The 17089-nt window shown below is 58.9% G+C and carries 15 protein-coding genes; 3 read left to right on the top strand and 12 right to left on the bottom strand.

Annotated features, from left to right (window positions below):
- Window positions 1–6: 6 nt before the first annotated feature.
- From G5S37_RS17450 to G5S37_RS17430, 5 genes are all read right to left on the bottom strand, one after another.
- Window positions 7–771, bottom strand: coding sequence for a DUF2071 domain-containing protein (locus tag G5S37_RS17450; protein ID WP_165205739.1), 765 nt, complete (start codon window positions 769–771; stop codon window positions 7–9).
- Between the two features lie 51 nt (window positions 772–822).
- Window positions 823–1158 (bottom strand): hypothetical protein, encoded by a 336-nt coding sequence (locus G5S37_RS17445; protein WP_165205738.1) that lies wholly within the window; start codon window positions 1156–1158, stop codon window positions 823–825.
- Between the two features lie 72 nt (window positions 1159–1230).
- Window positions 1231–1614: a hypothetical protein gene (locus tag G5S37_RS17440; protein ID WP_165205737.1), complete on the bottom strand. Its 384-nt coding sequence runs from the start codon at window positions 1612–1614 to the stop codon at window positions 1231–1233.
- Window positions 1615–1674: 60 nt separating this feature from the next.
- Window positions 1675–2202, bottom strand: coding sequence for a hypothetical protein (locus G5S37_RS17435; RefSeq protein ID WP_165205736.1), 528 nt, complete (start codon window positions 2200–2202; stop codon window positions 1675–1677).
- Between the two features lie 69 nt (window positions 2203–2271).
- Window positions 2272–3633 (bottom strand): Gfo/Idh/MocA family oxidoreductase, encoded by a 1362-nt coding sequence (locus G5S37_RS17430; protein WP_165205735.1) that lies wholly within the window; start codon window positions 3631–3633, stop codon window positions 2272–2274.
- A 104-nt stretch (window positions 3634–3737) separates the two neighbouring features.
- Between G5S37_RS17430 and G5S37_RS17425 the strand changes: the two genes are divergently transcribed.
- Window positions 3738–4595, top strand: a complete 858-nt coding sequence (locus tag G5S37_RS17425) for a hypothetical protein (protein ID WP_165205734.1) — start codon at window positions 3738–3740, stop codon at window positions 4593–4595.
- A gap of 151 nt (window positions 4596–4746) precedes the next feature.
- Here the strand turns inward: G5S37_RS17425 and G5S37_RS17420 are convergent, their stop codons facing one another.
- From G5S37_RS17420 to G5S37_RS17395, 6 genes are all read right to left on the bottom strand, one after another.
- Window positions 4747–5823 carry a zinc ribbon domain-containing protein gene (locus G5S37_RS17420; RefSeq protein WP_165205733.1) on the bottom strand — a complete coding sequence of 359 codons (1077 nt, stop codon included), beginning with the start codon at window positions 5821–5823 and terminating at the stop codon, window positions 4747–4749.
- Between the two features lie 123 nt (window positions 5824–5946).
- On the bottom strand, window positions 5947–7041 hold the full coding sequence (locus G5S37_RS17415; protein ID WP_165205732.1) for an SPFH and helix-turn-helix domain-containing protein: 1095 nt from the start codon (window positions 7039–7041) through the stop codon (window positions 5947–5949).
- 93 nt (window positions 7042–7134) lie between these two features.
- Window positions 7135–7998, bottom strand: a complete 864-nt coding sequence (locus G5S37_RS17410) for an SMP-30/gluconolactonase/LRE family protein (protein WP_165205731.1) — start codon at window positions 7996–7998, stop codon at window positions 7135–7137.
- Between the two features lie 110 nt (window positions 7999–8108).
- Window positions 8109–8804, bottom strand: a complete 696-nt coding sequence (locus G5S37_RS17405; RefSeq protein ID WP_165205730.1) for a hypothetical protein — start codon at window positions 8802–8804, stop codon at window positions 8109–8111.
- Between the two features lie 49 nt (window positions 8805–8853).
- Window positions 8854–9672 carry a hypothetical protein gene (locus G5S37_RS17400; RefSeq protein ID WP_165205729.1) on the bottom strand — a complete coding sequence of 273 codons (819 nt, stop codon included), beginning with the start codon at window positions 9670–9672 and terminating at the stop codon, window positions 8854–8856.
- A gap of 52 nt (window positions 9673–9724) precedes the next feature.
- On the bottom strand, window positions 9725–10492 hold the full coding sequence (locus G5S37_RS17395; RefSeq protein WP_165205728.1) for a hypothetical protein: 768 nt from the start codon (window positions 10490–10492) through the stop codon (window positions 9725–9727).
- A 232-nt stretch (window positions 10493–10724) separates the two neighbouring features.
- Between G5S37_RS17395 and G5S37_RS17390 the strand changes: the two genes are divergently transcribed.
- Together G5S37_RS17390 and G5S37_RS17385 are read left to right on the top strand one after the other, a co-directional pair.
- Complete coding sequence (locus tag G5S37_RS17390) at window positions 10725–13658, top strand: heme-binding protein (RefSeq protein WP_165205727.1); 2934 nt, start codon at window positions 10725–10727, stop codon at window positions 13656–13658.
- Window positions 13655–14767 (top strand): Gfo/Idh/MocA family oxidoreductase, encoded by a 1113-nt coding sequence (locus tag G5S37_RS17385; RefSeq protein ID WP_165205726.1) that lies wholly within the window; start codon window positions 13655–13657, stop codon window positions 14765–14767. The genes G5S37_RS17390 and G5S37_RS17385 overlap by 4 nt, the downstream gene beginning before the upstream one ends.
- A 22-nt stretch (window positions 14768–14789) precedes the next feature.
- Here the strand turns inward: G5S37_RS17385 and G5S37_RS17380 are convergent, their stop codons facing one another.
- Window positions 14790–17087, bottom strand: a complete 2298-nt coding sequence (locus tag G5S37_RS17380) for an AAA family ATPase (protein WP_165205725.1) — start codon at window positions 17085–17087, stop codon at window positions 14790–14792.
- Window positions 17088–17089: the final 2 nt, after the last annotated feature.

Below are 17089 nucleotides of genomic sequence, written 5' to 3'. Positions count from 1 at the left end.
CTGCACTCAACGAGTGGTTTGTTCCAGCGCCAAGTTGGGCTTCTGGTCAATCAGCATATCGGGCTCCTCAAGCCACTGGTGGCGAATGTCGCGCATGATGAGAGCGTGGTCGAAGGTGACGCTGCCTGGCGGGAATGCCGATGTGTCGGCGAAGAACGAGGACTCAATGTGATCGACGGTGAGCGGACGCACCTGCCACCGCTCGGTCTGAAGTCGGACACCGTCGAGACGACAGCAGTCGCGAGTCGCGGAGTAGCCCACACTGCCGCCCTCGAAATACGCGGATGAATCGGCCAGTGATGCGAAGCAAGATGACGCCGGGAGTGAATCAGCTTCGCGTGCACGAAGTTGAACCGTCATGCGTCCGTCAAGTGCACGGATGGACATGGCAATACGGGAGCCGTCGTCGGTGACGGTGAAATCAGAGAGGTGATGCTCACCCGGAAAAAGACGTCCACCTGCCAGATGATTGAGCCATGAGCCGGTGTCACGGCGTGGGATGAATACACCTTCGTGCATGGCCCCGGACGGCTTCTCCCATAGCACGGCAATACGATGGGCGGCGTTTTCACTGGAAATACCGCAGAAGCGGGGCAGCCAGTTGGGGCGGACCTCCTCTAAGCGAATAAGACAGATGCCGGCAATGGCGTAGCCATCATGCAGCTTTGGTCGAAATCGAGAAGGCAGAAAGCGCTGCATCACCTCCGCATCCACCCGAAAGTTGACCAGCAACCTGCGGCGAATCAGACCGTGGATGATTGGAAGACGCATGTGAGTACGCTTAATAGCTTAACCTCAGTGCAGTCCGCTGCAAATGCATGCTCAAACATCATCGGCGATTTCATTGGCCCTCTCAATGCGGATGACTTCGTAGTGTGCTGCCTCAATGACGCGAGAGAGGATGGAAGCGGCGTCTCGGTGGCGTAGTCGGAGACAGACAGATTCTGGTTCGTATGCATCCACAGTACCTGTGAGGGTGATGTTAGCAGATGCGTGAAAGGAGTACTCCTTGGCGGATACGTGATCGGCGCGAGCATCGGAAAACACCCGCTCCATCTCGCTGACGGAAAAGGGGACTCCCAGAACCAATTGAAGTCCGAAGAGGACGAAACGCAGCTTGAGGTCAATAATGACGAATTCTTCTGCGTCGTGCTTCATTATATGCACACGGTAGAGTCCTTCAGTAGACGATGGAAAAGTGTTGGAGCGGGAGTGTGAAGTGCTGTGGATTTAGGACATGGCAATTCCCCATTTCCAAATGTCTCCAAACACCGTCACTCCGAGTATCAACGCGTAGACTCCGAGCCTGTCGCGAAAAAATAGCAGCAGCTGCACACCTAGGATCATGCCGAATACCACCAAGACTTGTGCCAGGGGGATCCAAAAATCACGCAGTAGTTCGAGCATGTGGAAACTCGCCGTCGGAAAGTGAATCATCCCGGAGAATGTTGGCATCCAATGAATGCCTGCACCCGCTGTGACGGTAATAAGCATGATGAGTCGCACACTTGCACGAAGTCTTTCTCTCACGGGTGTTGGAGTCATCTCGCGGAATACTACCGCAAAAGTCGCCTTGCGCACAAGCTCTGCAACGCTGCCGTAGGGGGCGCGCATACTCCACACACGTCTTGCGACGATGGAAGTCTGCCTCAAGTGCTGCGTTTAGCGGATTGCCTACTTTATCTTTGCCGGCTTGGGTAAGGGCTGAAATGCTCCCAGCGTAGGGTGATACATCACGCCTCCAGAGATGGTCCAGTCCTGGTAACCGTTCTTCTCGTACTCCACACGGACCGACTTTCCGTCTTTGGCGAGTTTCCAGCTCTTGGTTTTCCATCCACCACCGAGTTGGGCAATGGACCCGTCGAGGCGAAACTCGAAAACGTCGCTTGCTCCCTTGATGCCCCAGTTTGAGGCCATGAGAAATTTCAGGACATCCGTGTGCTGGGATTCAAACTCCAGTGGAGTATTCATCGCCTGAATGACCAGCGCAGCGGCGGTGGCGTCCTTGTCATCTGAGGCTTGGCGGAGCAGCTTCTGCAATTCGTCTCGATAGCGACGATTGATTGGTTCGGCCGCAGTAGTGAGAGCCTTTTCTCTCTGCTCCTTTAACCGTGATAGTTCTCGTTCCATCGGGGATTCGGCAAAACTCGTGGCAAGAGATGCCAGAATCAAAACGGTGACGGAGGAAAAAGCTGTCTTCATGGGATGCAAGTCGGACCCCGGCTGCTTTGCGACGCGCCGTTTGGCAGCGCGTCGCTGCAAATTCTTGATTTACACCTCCAGCTTCCAATCCCCACGATACGCCCGCGACAGCAGCTTGCTGGCATCGTCATCGCCCACGATGACTTCCTTCTCGGCGTCCCACTTGATGCTGCGATTGAGCATGAGTGAAATCAGGGAGAGGTGACCCGGGGTCGCACTGCGGTGGGCGGTTTCCACGGGGGTGATGGTGGGCTGGCGGGACTTCACGCTGTCGAGGAAGTTCCGGTGGTGGCCGGGGCTCTTGTAGAGCGGGTTCTTGATGACATCCTCGCCAAGCTTCGCAGGCTTGAAGGCTTCCACGACCTTGTCGCCTTCGCGCTTCTGGATCTTCTGCTTCAGTTCGTCCTTGGAGCAATCGAAGCCGCTGCGGTCCACCCACACCCACCCGTCGCTGCCAATCCACTTGGTGCCCATCTTGATGTCGGGATGTCCACCGGCAATCGTCATGACCACGCCGCCGGGATAGGTGCACTCGGAACGGTACTTGGTGGCAGTATTCCACGGAGCAGTCCGGGGCGGGAAGTCCACCTGGATGGGCTTCACTTCGCTCGGACCGGAGCGATCCATGTCCATTCCCCAGTGAGCGATGTCACAGTGGTGGCCGATCCAGTCGAGGAGCTGGCCGCCGCCGATGTTGTAATTCCAGCGCCAGTTCTTGTGCACGCGGCCTTCGATGTAGTCTTCCATCTGCGCCGGTCCGATCCAGAATTCATAATCCAGGTTCGCGGGCGGGGGAGTGACCTGCAGCTTGTCCTTCGTGCCAGCGAAGTCGTTGTGACCGGAGGGCAGACCCACTTCCACGCGCTGGAGTTTGCCGATGAGACCGTTGCGCACAATCTCAGCGGCGATGCGGAAGTTGTCCTGGGACCGCTGCCAGGAGCCAGTCTGCCAGATGCGGTTGTACTTCTGTACGGCTTTCACGATTGCCTGCTGCTCAGAGATGGTGCGGGCGAGGGGCTTTTCGCCATAAATATCCTTGCCGTTCTTCGCGGCTTCCACGGCGGTGAGCGCATGCCAGTTGTCCGGCAGGGCAAGCATCACGGTGTCAATGTCCTTACGCGCCATGACCTCGCGATAGTCGTGGTAGCCCTTGCAGTCGGTGTTCTTGTAGTGGCCGTTGATCTTGTTGAGAGCGGCTTCGAGGTTGTTCTTGTCCACGTCACACGCGGCGACGATCTGGCAGTCCGTTTCATTGAGGAAGCTGTTCGTGTTGCTCGGGCCCATCATGCCCCAGCCGAAGACGGCCATGGTGATTTTCTTGGAGGGCGCGTCCTGCCCAAAAATCGAGGACGGCACGATGGTGGGGAACCCAATGGCGGCAGCGCTCGCGGTGAGGAACTGGCGGCGCGTGGGGCGAGGAATGCGTTTCATGGCAGAGAAAAGCCACAAATGCCCACAGTCTTACAAGAACAAATCACCTGAGGAGCTAACATTTCGCCTTGCGTGTCCGTAGTACTCCAGCAAGGAGTTTGCTCATGAATCAGGTGCGCGTGTTGTACATGTTGCTGGTCCTGTCGCTGGCAGGGATGGGGGCCTGGGTCTGGAAGTCCAAGCAGGAGGAACGTGCGGCGGAAGAGGCACTCACACGCGCGGTGGACATGCAGGAGGCCAAGCTGGCCGCGCGCCAGCAGGAGGCGGACCGGGCGTTGTCCGAGCAGAAGGCCGTGTACGAGGACCGCATCAAGCAACTCAAGGAGGCTCACGCCAAGGAACTGGAGGACCTCCGCAAGTCCGAACGCGAGCGCATGGCGCAGGCGTTTTCCCAGTTCGGTGACATCCTGGATGGAAACAAGAAGACGCTCGACTACCTCAATCTCATCGAGCAGAAAGTGAAGTCCGGTCAGGAAGTGTCCAAGGCGGAGGCGCAGAAGCTCGCGACAATTGCCACCGGCCTGAGCTACCTGCAGCAGCAGTACAAGAAGCCCTTCCGCGAGTTCTCAGAGCTGGAGACCTACCTGGCCAACCGTGCCAGCACCTCACTGGATGCCCCGGACCAGCGCTTCTCCTTCTTCAAGCGCATGTTCAGCAAGGAGTACCGCGAGCAGGAGAAGGAATTCCACCGCACCGAGGGCGAGAAGCGCGCCTTCCAGGAAGCGAGCGAGAAATTCAACACTGCGTATTCTGCTGCCCAGAAGCAGATGGCGGCGGCGAACATCGACTTCGAGAAATCCATGGCGCAACTCAATGCGCTCACGCAGGAGAAGAAGCCGGAGGATTTGAGCGAGTTTTTCAGCAAGGCCAGGAAGGCGCTGAGTGCGCACCAGAAGCTGCTCGACTTCGAGCCGGAGCAGACGACACCTGCACCGAAGCCGGGTGAGGGGCCGAGGCCGTAGGTGCAAAGAGAATCCTGAGCCCTGGGAGCGCTGGCCTCTGGCCGGCGTGGAAATTCGAAGCGGACTCACCGTCACCGGTGATGAGCAGTCATGGGTACAGATACGCAGGCCAGAGGCCAGCGCTCAGTCGCGAGAGCAACCTCCAGTGAATCTACTTATTCCCCTGCAGCATCGCGAAGATGATGATCACAATCAGCGCCGCGATCACCACGAGGGTGACCTTGATCCATGAGATGGGGTATTCGCCTGCAATCTTGCCCGTGGCTCCGTTCACGGTGACCTGGTAGGTCTTCGTGCCGTAGTTGTAGGTGAGTAGCCAGATGGGCAGCAGGATATGCTTGAAGGTTTGTGCGGAGTAGTCCGCCTGCACGCGCAGGTTGCGTTGTGTGTCACCGGGCACCTGCTGGGAGCACATGTTGCGCACGTCACCGTCCATGCGCGTGCGTGAAGCCTGGGCCGCCGCCACGAGATCGATCTGGTACTGCTCCACCACCCAGCCAGAGATGTAGCCAGGGTCGTAGGGCTTCAGCTCCGTGGTAGTGGGGAAAGGCTCCAGTTTGGCGAGCAGCTTGTGATGTACACCCTGGGATGCGGGGACGAGCACATCATCAAAGAAATGCTCCAGCGCTCCGCTGGCGTGCTCCCAGCGGATGCGAGTTTCGGATTTTCCATCCGAACCACGAACGGTGTAGCGGTAGCCAGCTTCCGCGGTCCAGTCTGCGGCAACGTGCGCATCGAAGGTCCAGTAGGGCAGGTACACCCCGTGGAGGGTATCCGTAAGCGCCTTGGCCTTGAGATTGTTTGGCGCGAACCAGTGGCTGCCGTACCACTGTCGGATGTCTTCGCGCACCTTCCCCTGAGCCACGATGAAGGCCAGCAGCCCGGCGGGTCGCACGGGGGACTTCATGTCATCCACGGCAATGAGCGAGGGAGAGCCGCAGAAGTCGCAGCGCTGGGCCACGCGTTTCTCGTCGAACACCGAGATGGCGTTGCAGTTCTGGCAGCGCACGGTCGTTTTCTCCGCGGCCCAGCCACGTTGATCCTCGGGCAGCGAGCGGAGCGCGGCGATGAGGTCATTCTCTTCCACCAGGGTGCCATCGCTTTTGATTTCCGCTGGCGACTGGGTGCCGCAGAAGGGGCAGACCAGCATTTGCTTTTGGGGGTTCCACTCAGCCTCGGCGCCACAGGCGGGGCAGGGGAATTTACGAAGGGCGGTGAGCTCGGACATTGACGGGGAAATGAGTCGCGGAGATTCGCGAGGTAAGCGTGGGTAGTCAAACAAACGTCCCTGCCTTTTTGGGCAGGGACGTTGCGAATTTCACGATGCTATTATGGTAGGACGACCAGGTGACTAGTGCTTCAGGAACTCGTCCAGGGCACCACGAGTCACGCGGTACGCAGCGCCGATCTTCTTGCCCTTGAGATCGCCGGAGTCGATGCTGGCAATCACGTCCGCCTCGGTCACACCGAGGGCCTCCGCCACTTGCGCAGGCGTCATGATTTCAGGCAGACCGGAACCGCCGGCCGCTGGGGCTGCGGCAGGTGCGCCAGCTGCAGCCGCAGGGGCGGCGCCGGGCAGGGGAGGTGGAGCGCCTCCGGGGCTCAGGTTCGTGGACTTCATCATCTCCTGCGCCATGGCAAAACCCATGGCCATCTCGGCCGGAGCGCCGGCGCCACCGCCCTTGGCCATCCCCTCGGCCATCTGGAACTTCACGTAGTCGTTCAGATTGCCGATCGCGCTCATGCTGGAGCGCTTGTCGATGGCGGCTTCCACTTCCGGCGGCACACTGGCGTTTTCCAGAATGAAGCTGGTAAACTCGATGCCGTACTTGCTCTGGATGGCAGGGTTGATGACGGGCAGGAGGGCCTCACCCATTTCGCTGTAGCGCGTGGCGAGGTCCAGTACCGGAACTTTTGCCGAGGCTAGCGCATCGCTGAAGACGCTTACCAGGCGGGAGCGCATGGTATCGGCGAACTCATCCAGGCGGAAGTGGTGGTCCGAGCCAGCCACTTCCTTGAGGAAGAGCTTCGGGTCCACGATGCGGAAGTCGAAGGTGCCAAAGGCGCGCACACGCACGATGCCGAAGTCCGCGTCGCGCATCATGATGGGGTTGCTCGTGCCCCACTTGTTCCCTGTGAAGAGACGCGTGGTCACGTAGTACACGTCCGCCTTGAAGGGGGACTCGAAGCCGTACTTCCAGCCCTTCAGCGTGCTGAGGATCGGAATGTTGTCCGTGCTCAGGGTGTGCTTGCCGGGTCCGAAGGTGTCGCCGAACTGGCCGAGATACACGAACTGCGCCACCTGGGACTCGCGCACGATGAGCTGGGCGCCACGCTTGATTTCCTTGTCCTCGTCCGGGAAGCGCCAGGAGAGCGTGTCGCGGCTGTCGTCCGTCCACTGGATGATTTCCAGGAACTGTCCTTTGAGATAATCCATCAGGCCCATAGTCGTATGCGTTTGGAGTTTGAGTGGGGGAGAGTGTGTGACTGCTGTCGCTGCCGTGTGGCTCCGTGCCACGCTTACCAGTTTCTCTGTTTGTCAGCCAGCAAAAGAATGTGACGGCGCGCCGACCACATCCGTGTGGGCGACGAAGAGATGGCCTGCGAGTGGCTCCACATCGCTGCCGGGAGTGCCGGTGGTGATGTAGAGATCCTTCAATTCCGGACCCCCGAAGGCGCACGATGTCACCTCACGGCAGGGGAGCGCAACCTCTGCCAGCACGGCCCCCGTCTTGGGTTCGAAACATTTCACCGCGCTGCCGTGGCAGAAGGCGATCCAGAGGCGGTCCTTCGCATCAATGGTCATGCCGTCCGGGCTGCCCTCGTGGTCGCCGGTCTTGAAGGCCACACGCTCGTTGCTGATCTTTCCGGAGTTCCCATCGTAGTCGAAGGCGATGACATTTTTACGCGGGGTGTCGATGTAATACATCGTGCTCTCGTCCGCGGTCCACACGATGCCATTGCTCACGGTCACGGGGCTGTACTTTTTCTCCACGTGGAGATTCGCATGCAGGCAATAGAGGGCGCCGGTGGCCTCGCGTTGCGGACCCAGATGCATGGTGCCGGCCCAGAAGCGGCCAGAGGGGTCGCACTTGCCGTCATTGAAGCGGTTCGTGATGACGGCGGATTCCGGATCCACGATGGGCGTGGGGTAGCCGGTGTTTTCATCCAAGAAGTAGAAGCCCTTGTCCCCGGCGAAGACCATGCCGCCCTTGCGACGCGGCACCACAGTGCCCACCCGCTGCTTGACCTGCCAGATGCGTTCTTCACCGCTCTGCGGGTTGAACGCGATAATCTTGTGGGCCTCAATGTCCACGTACAGGAGGCGGTCACGGTGCCAGACGGCGCCTTCGCCCCAGTTGGAAACGTGTTTGCCGATGGGTTCAGGTGAGGAAATCTTCATGCGTGTACCTCCGTTTTAGCGGAAAATGAGCGAGTTGCAAATGAGGGAAGTGGTGCAAATGGGGAAAACATTTGCATGCAAAAAGGGGCGCTCGCGCCGTGAGCCGCCGGTCACTTTCCGGCAGGGAGCTCCTGAGGAGGGGTGAGGATGGCAATGCTCCCTGTTTGCATGAGTGCTTTGATGGGAGGAGCAACTTGGAATGCCTGGCGTTTCTCCTGAAGCTGAATCTTGGCAGCAGCCAATTTTTCCCTGAGCATCTTTTCAGTCGCCTCGTCAGGCGGGGACTTTTTTCCATTACTTGTGATTTCTTTCCGGAGACAGCGAATGGCATCGTCAGCGAGGGCCACATCGGCAATTGGCCGATCCAGAAGTTTCCAGCGGGGATCAAATTGTTGCGTCTCGATGAACCAATCCATGGCTGCCTTCAGGAAGTCATGTCGATGTGAAAGGGTGCCACCAGTGCACCAGACATTCAGCAGCAATGTGCCGGGTTGGACTTCGACATGCAGCTTCAGGTTGGGAGGAGAAGCATCCCCGGGTTTCTTTTCGAGACGCTGCAGCGCCGCTGCCTGAGTGTCGCTGCTATTCCATGCATCGACCTTTGCCTGTATAAAATCTTTCCAATGGATGGGGGGAGGCTCTTCGGACGTTGGGGATTGCCACGGGGGCGCCAGCCAGAATTGCCCTCGGCTTTCCGGCTCAGCCGCCGCATAGCCCGTCGCAGGTTGTTCCTTGGTGCAGGCCACCAGGGTGATCCATGAAACAAGCACCAGACCTGACAAGAGAGCGGCTTTGGCGGGTTTCATACCGGGAGAAGGGGAGATGTGGACATCGGGAAACTGCTTGGCGCATTATCTAGGGGCGCCGTCTTGCGGGAATCAGTCCTAGAGAAAGGAGCGCTGCCACGCCGAAAGAGGCCACCGCGCGCCATGGATGGCGCGTGATCACGGAACGTGGGTCGAGCTTGTCTTCCACGGGAGTGGCTGGTCCCGCGAGTTCAAGGATTGCGACCTGATCGCCGCCGCAGCCGTCGTTATAGTAGACACTCGTCAGGTCCTTCCAGAACTGATATCTTTCCTTGGCCTCTACCAGAGCTTCTTCGAGTTCGGCTTTTGTCCGGCTTCCAGCATGAGGAGTGGACGTGGAAAGAGCCTCAAGAGCCAGTTTGACCTCAGCCACGTCGCGTTGCGCGAGTAGCAAATGTTGTATCATTTGCCTCTGTTGAGCAGTCCTCGAATCTTGAACGTTCCTCCGCTTGGCGATGTATTCGGAAAGCAATTCATTGATGTACGCCTGCACATAGCGGGGTTCGCTGGCTATCCCCGAAACTTCAACAATGGAGCTGCCGGGTGTCCTGCGGCATTGAGTCTTCACAGGCACCGAAGTAAGTTCGGGATGAGCCATGGAGACTCGCTCCGCCGCATTACGATGTAGGGCCGGAGATTCGAACACTGCCAGGTGGTTATTGTAGACAGTTGACGTCAGCACGTCATCCTTTCCGCTATGGTGGATGTTGTTTATGTGGATCTTTCCCGACGCAAGATACAGCGTTGGTTTGTCCGGCCCAACCCAGATCTCCCATGTGTACAGGAAGCCAGTGCCCAACACGCAGATTAGGACGACGCGCAAGACTTGCCGCAGGGAAGGAAGCTTCGAGGCGAGATTCTGGGACATCGTGAAAGGCCTCTGAGAGGGAGAAAGCAAGGGGACCAGGACCGGAAATTATCTACGCTTCAGTTGGCTGAGGCATTGGACCTTCAGGGGGAGCGGCGCGGCGAAGTGGCAAAAGAAGCACTGCCAGGAGCCACGCGAGACTGAGTGAAACCAGAGCACGCCATGGGTGGTGGATGACCAGTGAATACGGATCCCTGCGATGCTTGAATACTTCCGGTTTTGGCAGCTCCCCGATGTCAAATGGCGGGGTGTTCGTCGTATCCCCGGGAGAAAGGCGGATGGCGACTTCCCGCGCCCTTACCATTTGCTTCTTATTCTCGTCAATTTGAAGTTTCAGTGCGGAGAGCGACGCGTCGGGTGTGTGGCTGTCAGACAATGCCTTCAATTGCCTTTCGAGCTCATTGAGTTCCTTGAAGAGCTGTTGATACTCGAGCGCCGCCGCCGCGAATGCCTTGTACCTCGGGGTGTTTGTCCATTCGCGCTCACGTTCCTTCCTCATCATGGCGACGTATTCTCCCATCGCTTCATTGATGTAAGCAGTCAGGAAAGCAGGGTCCGTGCTCTTTGCCGACATCTCGATCACCGGCTTGCCGTTCAGTTGTGTCATGGAGATATGCAACTCAATGTCTTGCAACTGCAGGTCCGGATGGGACATGCGGACCCGCTCCCTGGCATTCCGCGGGATGTCGGGATGATTGAGCATGGGCACGTGCGACTGAAGCAAGGCATTCTTTTTCGCTGCGGCTTCGCTGCTGTCGCCACTGAGAACCTTTGCCTCCATTACATGGATGCGCCCAGTAGCGGAGTACTGCTTGGGCATATCAGGACCGGCCACCAATTCCCATCCATAAAGAAGGATATAGGCCAGAAGGCATGCTGCCAGCGCGCGGAGTGTATAACACCAACTCCGTGGCTGCCGATGGAAAGTTTCTTCCAATGAAGTGACCTGCATCCTGAAATGGTAATCTCAGGCGTAGGGAATTGGCAAGCTTTGGGGTGATCCGCCATCCACATCCTTGAAACATCAATGGTCAATTCACCGTCGTTCTCCCATGGCACGTCAGCTTGCTCACGGTTTTGCTTTCATCTTCACAACCATCGTTGCGGTTGCGGCATCCAGTGCGCAACTTGCCAATCAGCCTCCTGCACCAGCTTGGCTGAATGGATCTTCGAAGTATGAGGTCAAGTTTGACCACGAAGGCAAGCTGCTGATGGGGGTGCTCTTTGTGGCCGCGGATAAGGAAGTGGAAGTGAAGCTGAACGGGGTACAAGTCGGCATTGCGAAAGACGCCACCAAAGCGGTGAGCTTGGATGTGACCAGGTACGTCGGGCTGGGCGCCAACACCGTCATTCTTCAGAGCAAGGATGGTTCTCCTGCAAAAGTGGCGGCACTCATGGAACTGAATGGCGATCTCGCGGCGAGGCGCTGGGTCTACTCGGATGAATCGTGGTCGACTCCCCAGGGCAAGGCCACGACCGCGGGGTTGATCGATGCAGATCCCGCCACAGACCCCTTCAACTTCAAGCAGACCTTCGACGCGTACAATAGCTGGCAGCTCGCGAAGCGGGACCAGCAGAGCCAGGCGACGGATCCGTCCACCTTCAAGCTGCCACCGGGATTCAAGGTGGAACTCATCCGCTCCGCGCTGCCGGAGGAGGGCTCGTGGGTGGCCATGACCTTTGACCCTAAGGGACGGGCGATTCTAGCGATGGAGAAGAAGGGGCTCCTGCGTGTGGACCCGGATGGGAAGACACAAGTCATTGAAGACACATTGCTGGAGTGTCGCGGGCTGTTGTATGCGCGGGGTTATTTGTATGCACACGCCAACAATACCAAGGCGCTCTACCGGCTTCGTGATGTCGATGGTGATGGCGTTCTCGAAGAGAAGCAGGAACTCATGCGTACCGAGGGTGGGGTAGGGCACGGTCGCAATCACATCAAGGCCGGTCCCGGCGGAAGCATCTGGGTGGTGAACGGGAACAATGTGCTCCTTCCCAGTCCGCTCGCGCCATCATCTCCTCTGAGAAACTACAGCTCTGATCAGCCGCTGCCGAATCCTTGGGATTCGGTGATGTTTGATGGCACCGTCGAACTTCCGGCAGGCCATGTGCTTCAGGTGAGCCCCACTGGGGACAAGGTGGAACTCATGGCTGGAGGTCTCCGCAATGCGCTTGATATCGCTTTCAATCGGGATGGAGAACTCTTCACCTTCGATGCCGATATGGAGCGCGATGTGGGTGCCTCGTGGTATATGCCAACACGTGTCTTGCATGTCGTGTCCGGCGCCGACTTCGGCTGGCGGCGCGGCACAGGGAGATATCCCGCCTGGTATGCGGACACGCATCCGAGTGTGGTGGACATTGGGCTCTCTTCTCCGACCGCCATATTCTTTGGGTATGGTGGCAAGATACCGGCCAAGTATCAGGAAGCGCTCTTCATCTGCGACTGGTCGTATGGCCGCATCATCGCCGTGCATCTCAAACCCGACGGTGCCAGCTATAAAGGAGAGCAAGAGACCTTTATCACGGGCCGTCCTCTGAATGTGACGGATGGCTGCATCGGTCCCGATGGTGCGTTGTGGTTCACTACGGGTGGTCGCGGCACGCAAAGCGGTCTGTATCGCATCACCTACAGCGGCAAGATTGACCATACAGCGCCAAGCGGAGACTCCGAACAGTTGCGTGATTTGCGCCATGCTCTGGAAGCCTATCACGGAGGCATTCCTGATGGACTCCAGCAACGCGCGCTGATACGGTCCTGGGATTCCCTCGGTCACGAGGACCGATTTATCCGCCATGCTGCTCGGCTGGCGCTTGAGCAACTCCCTGTACTACTGTGGAAGGCGAAGGCCGTGGAAGACCCGAATCCTGGTTCGTGGCGTCACATAACCGCGCTTCTGGCATTAGTGCGAAGTGGTGATGCCAGCTTGTTTGCAGAAGTCATGGAGTCCCTGGAACGGATACCACGGGACACACTGGATGAAGAACGGCGGTTGGCGGTATTGCGTGCCATGGGTGTGGCGCTTGCGCGTTGGGGTGAACCGGAGGAGGGGATGCGTGCCAGATTGGCCGCAATGCTGGAGCCACAGTATCCGGCGGATTCCTTTCCGCTGAATCAGGAGTTGTGCAGACTGCTCATCCGCCTGAAATCCCCGAGCGTCCTTGAGAAGAGTGTGAAGCTCGTGAGCGTCGCGAATTCCTCGGAGGAGCTTCTGTTCTACCCGATGCATCTCCGCTATCTCAAGGATGGCTGGAACATTGCATCGCGACGTACGGTCTTCGAAGCGCTGAACCGCGCGGAGAAGTTCAATGGCGCGAGCGCGTACTTCAAGGCCATTCAGGACACGCGCAACGAACTGGCTGCGGCGCTTCCACCTGCAGAGGCTTTGGAGCTCGCGTCTATCATCCATCCAGCGAAGCCCGTCGTCCTCGCACCTCACGCGATGCCCGGACACACTTTCAAGGCATGGAAACTGGAGGACCTGGAGGCGAAGCTCACGCAAGTGGGGCAGGGGAGATCCTTTGAGAAAGGCAGGGCGGCTGCCATCAGCGCGCAGTGCGTGTTCTGCCACAAGATGAGCAATGACACGACGCTGCCGGCGGGTGTGTTCGGTCCAGAGTTGGTGCAGGTGTCCGCCCGCTTCAGCCGACGCGATCTGCTGGATCACATTCTGAATCCTTCGAAGGTCATCGATGAGAAATACCTCTTCGTCACCATCACCAAGAATGATGGTAGCCAGGTAACCGGCAGCGTGGAAGGAGAGGACGACGAGCGTGTGACCTTGAAGCCCAATCCACTCTCACCCGAGACCGTGGAGGTAGGCAAGACATTGATCAAAAAGCGCGAGGTATCCACCGTCTCGCCCATGCCCGTGGGTTTGGTGAATGGCTTGCGCATGGAGCAGTTGCTGGACCTTCTGGCTTTCATCGAAGCCGGAGGTGATCCTTCGCACATCAACTTCAAGACTGCTATTCCCGCACCATGAGCAAGAAGTACCGCGTAGGCATCATCGGCTCCACGAACAGGGGTAACTACGGTCATGGCATGGACACCGCCTTCACTGGCTTGGAAGCCTTCGAAGTTGTGGCTGTGGCCGATGATGATCCTACAGGACTGGCCGCCGCCGCGAAGAGGCTGGGCATCACGCGTCAATATTCCGATTACCGAGAAATGTTGGGCAAGGAGAAGCTGGACATCGTGGGCATCGGTCCACGCTGGCTCACAGAACGTGTGCCCATGGTCACAGCCGTGGCGGAAGCGGGTTGCCATGTGTTTGTGGAAAAGCCGCTCGCATCCTCATTGAGGGATTCAGATGCGATGCTCGCGGCCTGCGAACGCGCCAAGGTGAAAGCCATGATGGCGCACCAGCTTCACCTGCTGCCGCCCGTGAGGCAGGCGTTCGCGGAAATCAAATCAGGCAAGTACGGCAGACTCCTGCGCATATATGGCCAGCCCTCGGATGATGCACGTGGCGGTGGTGAGGAACTGATCGTCCACGGCTCGCACTTCTTCGACCTCATGGTGGATCTTGCCGGTCCTCCCCGCTGGGTGAGCGCGCATCTGGCCGTGGGAGACCGGGATGTGACTCTTGCGGATAAGCGTGAAGGCCGCGAACCCATCGGCCCCATTGCCGGAGACTCCGCGGCCGTGATGCTGGGGTTTGACCATGGCGTGCGCGGCTTCTGGAACTCCACGGCAAACCTCGATATTGGCGGTGTCATCTATGGTTTGCTCATTCAATGTGAGAAGGCCACGATCCACATGCGTCCCGGCGGGGATATCTATATCTATCCCGGACCTGTCATCGAGCCGGAGAATGAAAAGCGCGCATGGCAGAAACTTTGGGTGGAGTCATGGCATTTCGATGCCGAGCACAAGCCGCGACCCATGAAGGATTTCATCCACCGGGGAAACAAGCTGCTGCTGGAAGGATTCCTTGCTGCGATTGAAAAGGACACCGAACCACCAGCGAGCATGCGAGCGGCGGGCTACATCACGGAGATCATCCAGGGCACCTATGCCTCCCACTTTGCCGGAGGAAAGCGACTGTCCATTCCGCTGGTGGATCGGAAGCATCCTTTGGAAGTGGGATGATGGAGTGTGTCAGCGGACGCAATCACCGCTGCGGAGATACCACGGTTCTCCCTGAGGGATCCCACTCCACGTTGAGTACACGATTTTGCTCTTGCGGATTGGCTACCAACCACGCGGCCAAAGGTGTGGTGATGAGTTCCTCGATGCGGCGCTGCAGGGGGCGTGCGCCATAGACTGGGTCGAATCCGCGCTCACTCACCAGGCGGAGCATGGCGTCACTGATACGAAGAGTGATGTTGCGAGCGCGCAGGCCTTCACGTTCTTCGAGGGCGGCGACTTCGCGCCGGGCGATCTGCTCCACGGCATCGCGATGGAGCGGATCAAAGGTCACCACTTGGTCCAGACGGTTGAAGAACTCCGGCCGGAAGAACTTTGTCACCGCAGCACTGTCCACACGTGCGCCTTCCGTAATGGCATCTGGCGTGAAGCCGGGTGCGCCACCTTTGCGCGTTCCTAGATTGGAGGTCATGATGATGACCGTGCTGCGGAACCACGTGGTGCGTCCCAGGGCATCCGTGAGCCGGCCTTCTTCAAAGACATTCATCAGCGTGTCGAAGACCTCTGGTGACGCCTTCTCTACCTCATCGAAGAGCAGCACGCCGAAAGGATTCTGCCGCATGCGCTTCACCAAGTCGGACGGTTCTCCAAACGGATCACCCAGCAGGCGCCGTGCTGCGTCGTAGCCGCTGTACTCGCTCATGTCGAGCCGCACCAGTCGGTCCGCGGCCTTGCGATTCGGAAAGAGGTAGTCGCCCAGCAGCTTCGCGAGTTGCGTTTTTCCTGTTCCGGTGGGGCCGGTGAAAAGGAGTACGGCTAGCGGGCGTGCCGGATCATTGAGGCCCGCCTTGAACTTCAGGATGGTGCGGCACACCGCGTCTACGGCATGAGGTTGTGAGATGAGACGCTCGCTGAACCAGCGTTTTAGGTCGGCAGGTTCCAGCAGACTGCTTTCGTCGAGCAATGCCTCCGGCAACCCTGTGGCCGTAGCAATCCCGCGCCGCACTTCCGTCAGATGCACGACCTCGGCACCCAGCTCCTGGGCCTTTGCCGCTGCATCATTCATGTGCGTGAGAGGCGTGGCGGGGAATCCCGCGTAGGGCAGGAAGCGCCGACAGAGACGTCCCGCCTCACTCGCGGCCTCGGGCACGAACTCGAGAGAATGCCGGGCACTGAGTGAGACTGCTGCCTGCTGCAGGATGCTCTCCTCACTGCCAGCTGAGAGGGCGTCCATGCGGATCATGCTGAAGGCATCCAGAAACGCAGGCAGACTACGCTCACAGGCTTCCACTTCCTCAGGTGTGGCCTCCACCACCAGGCGTACTTCCTGGAAACGCAGATACGGAACAAGGAAGGCTGCGAGGCTGCTCTCTGGCGTGGTCCCACCCAGGCGCATGAGTTCTTGGAGGCTCTCAATGCAGAGCACCCCGTTCATGTCGCGGATTTCTTGAATGACCTCCTCCAGCCTTTCCTGCCACTGGCCCAGCCAGCGCATGCCCGCGATGATGCGTGAGCCGCTGGTAATCCAGAAGCGATGCTCCTTCGCTTGGTCCTCTTCCGTCGCCATTCGTGAAAGACGGCGAATGGCCTCGAGCAGCACCGCACTCTTCCCGCAACCAGACTTTCCAACGAGCAGGATGTTCCCTGACTTCTGTGCCAGGCGATTGGTGAGATCGTTGATCGATTGCTCACGCTCATGAGGCCAGGAGCGCACCGTGCGTCGCAGGGCTGCGGCATCTACCGGGTCCGCGATCTTGGCAAGGGATTCCGTGGGCGCGCGAAACCCCTTCTCCTTCCTGCGCCGTGGGCTGAAGGAAATGGAATCCAGCACGCAGGGACCATTGGGCAGGTAGCGCAGCAGCTGCGCGGGAGCGAGCCCCTTCAGCGCCTGCCGGGCATAGTGCAGCGCCATTTCATCCACGCGCTCGCCGCTGCTCACGTCGAACTCGACATCCAGCCCCGGAATGAGCGCGCAGATGAGACCACTCTCACGCTTGCCCACCACATAGGGAAGTCGCAGCGTGACTGGCTCCGCGCAGGGCACGATGCGTCTCCTGCCCGTGGGCCCGGGAGGTGTCTCATACTCCGGCACCGCCTGTATCTTCACGGTGCGCAGCGTGGGCTCCAGGAAGTCCGGATCGGGAAGAGCGTCGTTCTCACTGGAATCCACGGCTCGCAGGTAGTCCTTCAGTTCGTGCAGCACCGCATTGGGTGAGGGACCGCTCGCGGTACCGGTTCTGGAGAGCTCGTCCAGGAGGCGTCCACTCCACAGGTCCTCCCTGGCATGCCACAAGACTACGGGGTATCGAAACGTGCGCGGCATGA

Source organism: Roseimicrobium sp. ORNL1, from assembly GCF_011044495.1.
Taxonomy (GTDB): Bacteria; Verrucomicrobiota; Verrucomicrobiia; order Verrucomicrobiales; family Verrucomicrobiaceae; genus Roseimicrobium.
Note: the sequence above shows the minus strand (reverse complement) of the source record. Positions and strands in the feature narration are given on the sequence as shown.

Coding starts and splice junctions, on each gene's coding strand:
- G5S37_RS17450 (WP_165205739.1), bottom strand. CDS start 771: ATGCGTCTTCCAATCATCCACGGTCTGATTCGCCGCAGGTTGCTGGTC.
- G5S37_RS17445 (WP_165205738.1), bottom strand. CDS start 1,158: ATGAAGCACGACGCAGAAGAATTCGTCATTATTGACCTCAAGCTGCGT.
- G5S37_RS17440 (WP_165205737.1), bottom strand. CDS start 1,614: ATGCGCGCCCCCTACGGCAGCGTTGCAGAGCTTGTGCGCAAGGCGACT.
- G5S37_RS17435 (WP_165205736.1), bottom strand. CDS start 2,202: ATGAAGACAGCTTTTTCCTCCGTCACCGTTTTGATTCTGGCATCTCTT.
- G5S37_RS17430 (WP_165205735.1), bottom strand. CDS start 3,633: ATGAAACGCATTCCTCGCCCCACGCGCCGCCAGTTCCTCACCGCGAGC.
- G5S37_RS17425 (WP_165205734.1), top strand. CDS start 3,738: ATGAATCAGGTGCGCGTGTTGTACATGTTGCTGGTCCTGTCGCTGGCA.
- G5S37_RS17420 (WP_165205733.1), bottom strand. CDS start 5,823: ATGTCCGAGCTCACCGCCCTTCGTAAATTCCCCTGCCCCGCCTGTGGC.
- G5S37_RS17415 (WP_165205732.1), bottom strand. CDS start 7,041: ATGGGCCTGATGGATTATCTCAAAGGACAGTTCCTGGAAATCATCCAG.
- G5S37_RS17410 (WP_165205731.1), bottom strand. CDS start 7,998: ATGAAGATTTCCTCACCTGAACCCATCGGCAAACACGTTTCCAACTGG.
- G5S37_RS17405 (WP_165205730.1), bottom strand. CDS start 8,804: ATGAAACCCGCCAAAGCCGCTCTCTTGTCAGGTCTGGTGCTTGTTTCA.
- G5S37_RS17400 (WP_165205729.1), bottom strand. CDS start 9,672: ATGTCCCAGAATCTCGCCTCGAAGCTTCCTTCCCTGCGGCAAGTCTTG.
- G5S37_RS17395 (WP_165205728.1), bottom strand. CDS start 10,492: ATGCCCAAGCAGTACTCCGCTACTGGGCGCATCCATGTAATGGAGGCA.
- G5S37_RS17390 (WP_165205727.1), top strand. CDS start 10,725: ATGGCACGTCAGCTTGCTCACGGTTTTGCTTTCATCTTCACAACCATC.
- G5S37_RS17385 (WP_165205726.1), top strand. CDS start 13,655: ATGAGCAAGAAGTACCGCGTAGGCATCATCGGCTCCACGAACAGGGGT.
- G5S37_RS17380 (WP_165205725.1), bottom strand. CDS start 17,087: ATGCCGCGCACGTTTCGATACCCCGTAGTCTTGTGGCATGCCAGGGAG.